Source organism: Candidatus Cloacimonadota bacterium (assembly GCA_011372345.1).
GTDB lineage: Bacteria > Cloacimonadota > Cloacimonadia > Cloacimonadales > TCS61 > DRTC01.
The window spans coordinates 1-4,985 of the sequence record DRTC01000513.1 but is presented as its reverse complement, the minus strand read 5'-3'; the positions used below and the strand labels follow the sequence as shown (position 1 = coordinate 4,985).

Below are 4,985 nucleotides of genomic sequence, written 5' to 3'. Positions count from 1 at the left end.
TCGACGCAAATGAATCGTCTCTTGCAGGGAGATGTCGGTTCAGGGAAAACGATCATTACGGTTTTTGCCATGCTGCTGGCAATCGAAAACGGATTTCAAGCGATCTTGATGGCTCCGACTGAAATCCTGGCAGAACAGCATTTTCGCAGTATTTCCAACCTTCTAAATAACCAACCGGAAATCCGGATCGCACTTCTGAAAGGCGGAAATTATCGAGGAAAAAAGGGAGTGAAGGAAAAGATCAAAAATGGAGAAATTCAGATCATCATCGGTACGCATGCCCTCATCCAGAAAGATATGGAATATCAGAATGCCGGTTTTGTCGCTATCGATGAACAGCATCGTTTCGGAGTCAAGCAGCGGGCAGTTCTTTCCCGAAAAAATAAACATCCTGATCTGATGTATCTTTCCGCAACTCCGATTCCCCGTTCTCTTGCTCTCACGGTTTACGGAGACCTGGATATCAGCGTTCTGGACGAACTTCCTCCCAACCGTAAACCGATCAAGACTCTCTGGCGGGGAGCTACTAAAAAAAATCTTGTTTACGATGAAGTTCGGGAGCAATTGCAGAAAGGAAGGCAGGTTTATATTGTTTGTCCTCTCATCGAAGAATCGGCAAAAATGGATCTACTCGATGCGGAAACTTTATATAAAAGGATCTCTCAAAAAATATTCCCTGAATTCAAATCGTCTCTTTTACATGGTCGGATGAAAACTGCTGAAAAGGACGAGATCATGGAGAAATTCAAAAAAAAGAAAATCGCTATTCTCGTATCCACAACTGTTATCGAGGTTGGAATCGATGTTCCTAATGCCACAGTAATGATCATCGAACATGCCGAAAGATTCGGTTTAAGTCAACTTCATCAGTTGCGGGGAAGAGTCGGTAGAGGTTCGGAAAAATCTTTCTGTTATTTGATCGCTTATCCTCCCATCAGCAAGGAAGGAAGAGAAAGATTGAACATTATGGTGGAAACAAACGACGGTTTCAAAATTGCGGAAAAAGACTTGGAATTACGCGGTCCCGGAGAATTTTTCGGAACTGCACAATCCGGAATTCCGACCTTCAAACACGCCAATATTGTGCGTGATCGAGAATTATTAAAGCAGGCTCGTATCCTTGCTTTTAAAATCATTAATGAAGATTATGATCTGAAGGGATCTAAAAATGAAATTCTAAAAAAACATTATTTCCAAAAATATTTTGAAAGAGAGAAATTGTTTGACTTTTAATGTTCATAATCATCTTCACTTCCAATTTATTACATCATTCTCGAATCCCTATTTGAGAATATAGAAATCACAGGACATTACTAATCAGGGGATTGGTAACGATGTAAAACAAATAATCTTGTTTGTTACTTTGTTGGGAAAAAAACAGAAAGGAAACTGAATGAAAAAAACAAAATATGTTCCTGTCAATGAAGTATATGATCTCATAAAAACCGTCTTCATCAAAACCGGAGTTCCGTTAGATGATGCAAAGATATGTTCAGACATTTTAATCGCAGCAGATTTGAGCGGAATCGAATCCCACGGGATCGGACGGCTTTATTATTATTACGATAGAATAAAAGCGGGTGTTCACAAAACAAGAACCAAAATCAATATTATCCGTGACAAAAAAGCGATTGCAGTTTGGGATGGAAATCATGGAATGGGACATGTCGTTGCTTACCGAGCCATGCAAACTGCAATCGAGAAAGCAAAAAATTATGGAATGGGAAGTGTTGCCGTGCGTAATTCCACTCATTTTGGGATTGCCGGATATTACCCGAAAATGGCAGCAGAGCAAAATATGATCGGAATGACCTTTACCAACGCTCGTCCTGCAATTTCTCCAACTTTTGGAACAAGACCGATGTTAGGAACAAATCCCATTGCTTTCGGAGCACCTTCCGACCTGGATTTCCCTTTTCTTTTCGATGCAGCAACCTCGATCACCCAAAGAGGAAAAATAGAAGTCCTGAAAAGAGAGAATAAACCGATGCCCGAAGGTTGGGCAATCGATAAAGAGGGAAATCCATTCCTTGTTACAAATCAATTCCTGAATGATTTAGTTTCTCAAAACGCTTCGTTTCTTCCTCTCGGTGGAGCAGATGAAATTTTTGGCAGTCATAAAGGTTACAGTTTGGCTGTCATAGTTGAAATTCTATCATCCGCTTTACAGGCAGGAAATTTCATGCATGGATTACACGGTATGGATAATGGAAAAAGAGTTCCGTACCGTCTCGGTCATTTTTTCATGGCAATCGATATCGAATCATTTACAGAAATTTCCGAATTTAAAAAAATAACCGGTGAAATTATGCGGCAACTCCAGGATTCTCCTAAAGTTGCAGGAAAAGATCGCATTTTTGTTGCCGGAGAAAAAGAATATCTCAAAGAAAAAGAGATCAGGAAAAACGGAATTCCTGTCAATCCTGCTCTGCAAAAAGATATAAGAATTATGCTTGATGAGTTGGAAATTTCAGGGTTTGATTTTTAATACTTCAAGTTCAGTCTTGTGCTATCCGCAAGCGGATAGTTTTATTAAGATGAAACCTGATCCGTAAAACAAGATGCCGATCTTGTCCATTTTAATCAGAATCCTGAATTCCATCAAACTGAACAAACTGAAGTTGATGAAATCCAGTCTTTTAGAATAAAATTAGTATTTTTTAGAGTAATATAAATATGTTTATCTATAAATTAAAAAACAAGATCCAGAAATATGTCTGGGGCTCAAAAACTTTTATTCCGGAACTTCTCGGATTTACAAATCCGGATGCAGAACCTCAAGCCGAGCTCTGGATGGGAGCCCATCCCAAAGCTCCTTCAGAAATTTCAAAAAACGATAAAACAATTTCTCTTGCTGATCTGATAAAACAAAACCCTGAAACAATTTTAGGTTCTGAAGTTGCGTCCAATTTCAACAATAAACTACCGTTTTTATTCAAAGTTTTAGCTGCTGAAGAACCTTTATCCATCCAGGTTCATCCGAATTTAAAACAGGCAGAAGAGGGATTTAACCGTGAAAACAAAGCTGGAATTTCTCTGGATTCTCCAACTCGAAACTACAAAGACGATAATCACAAACCGGAATTGATCTGTGCTTTAACACCCTTCGATGCGATGTGCGGATTCAGGGATGTAAATGAGATTGTTGAAATTTTAACTTATCTCGATCTTGTTAAAATTCTGCCCGGAACAGTCGAACTTCAAAAAGATCCTTCAGAAGATTCTTTGAAACACTTTTTTACCAGTCTAATGAAATCAACCGCAAAAGAAAAAACCGTATTTGTTAATTCTTTAATTCGAGAAACATCTAATAAAACTCCTCGCACTCAAAATGAAAAACTTATTTTTGCATGGATTTTAAAACTTTCTCTGAAATATCCCGCAGATGTTGGAATTTTTGCTCCCATTTTATTGAATGTCATTAAACTCCAGCCCGGAGAAGCTCTTTATCTTAATGCCGGAATTCTGCACGCATATCTGCATGGAGCAGGAATCGAGATCATGGCAAATTCCGACAATGTGCTGCGCGGTGGATTGACTTCCAAACATGTCGATGTGCCGGAACTTCTTAAAACGCTCTCCTTCTCGTCTGGAAAAACAGTTATTATCAAACCCAAACAACAAAGAAGAAATGAGTTTATTTATCAAACTCCGGCAAGAGAATTTGAACTCTCTTTTCTGAAAAATTCTGATAAAAATCATTTTAACATCAAAGAAACCAAATGTTCCCAAATTTTGCTCTGCACAAAAGGAAATTCTGAAATTTACTGGAATTCCAACAAAAATCTAAAAGTAAAAAAGGGTGAATCGATTTTCATATCTGCTGGTGTTAAAAACTTGATATTAGAAGGTACTGCGGAATTTTATCGAGCTGTTGTACCCATTTAAAAACGGAACAAATTTTTAGTTACTTTTAAAACTTGACTCAAATTTCCCTGTTTTTCAGATAGTTTGGAGTTTCAAAAAATTGGAAGTATGAATGTTTTATTTAAGTCTGGCGATCAGGTATTTGCGGGGAAGAAAAAAAATATTCTTCACTTTTTCCAATATGCTTTCCTTGTTCGGAATTATCATCGGAGTCTTTTCCCTGCTTGTTGTTTCCTCTGTGATGAACGGTTTTGAGTCGGATATGCGGGATAGGATAATCGGTTCGAAAACAGAAATTAAGATCCATCATAAAAATTATGAACCGATTTCAGATTACGAAAATATTCTGCAGGAAATTTCAACAATAAAAGAAATAACCGGTTCTGCTCCGGTTTGTGAAATGGAATTGATGATCCAGAACAAAAAGAACCTTGCTTCGACTGTATGTTTTGGCATTGATTTCGAGAAACACAGCCGGATTACCAACATTTTTGATAAAATTGTAGTTGGAGTTCCGGATGATGAATCTTTAAAGGAAGACGGGATCATCATCGGACTTGATCTTTCCTTGAGTTTAAATGTATCAGTTGGAGATTATGTTCTGTTATCCTCTCCCTTGGGAACCGAACCTTCTCCTTTCGGATTACTTCCTAGGAGCAAAAAATTTAAAATCATCGGTCTTTTCATTTCCGGACTTCCTGAATTTGATCGAATATTTTCATACATTTCTTTAAAAAACTCTCAATACCTTTTGGGATTCAAAGATGAAGTCAGTCATATTGAAGTCAAAACCGGAACATCAAAAAAATCTCATCAGATTTCCAGAAATATCCAGAAGGTTTTAGGAGAAAATTACCTTGTTGAAGATTGGAGCGAATTTGATGCTAATCTCTTCAATGCCATAAAAATGGAAAAGGTCGTGATGTTCCTTGTCCTCGCTTTGATGATCATTATTGCTTCTTTTAATATGACCGGAAATTTTATTAAACTGGTAGCAGAGAAAAAAAATGAGATTGGAATTTTAAAAGCAATGGGAGCAACCGAAAAAGATATCGTCAGAATTTTCGTGATTGCTGGAACCTTTATCGGGATCATTGGAACTTTTCTTGGTTCTTTTC

At 37.6% G+C, this 4,985-nt stretch carries 4 protein-coding genes; all 4 read left to right on the top strand.

From position 1 onward, the window contains the following. Positions 1–1,233 (top strand): ATP-dependent DNA helicase RecG (locus tag ENL20_09860; GenBank protein HHE38862.1); only part of this gene is annotated, 1,233 nt, incomplete at its 5' end. A 160-nt stretch (positions 1,234–1,393) separates the two neighbouring features. Continuing rightward, the gene (locus ENL20_09855; GenBank protein HHE38861.1) at positions 1,394–2,488 is read left to right on the top strand and encodes an Ldh family oxidoreductase; all 1,095 of its coding nucleotides are present in this window, start codon (positions 1,394–1,396) and stop codon (positions 2,486–2,488) included. A gap of 188 nt (positions 2,489–2,676) precedes the next feature. After that, complete coding sequence (gene manA, locus ENL20_09850) at positions 2,677–3,888, top strand: mannose-6-phosphate isomerase, class I (GenBank protein HHE38860.1); 1,212 nt, start codon at positions 2,677–2,679, stop codon at positions 3,886–3,888. A 91-nt stretch (positions 3,889–3,979) separates the two neighbouring features. After that, positions 3,980–4,985, top strand: a 1,006-nt coding sequence (locus tag ENL20_09845; protein HHE38859.1) for an ABC transporter permease, incomplete at its 3' end; no start/stop codon positions are given.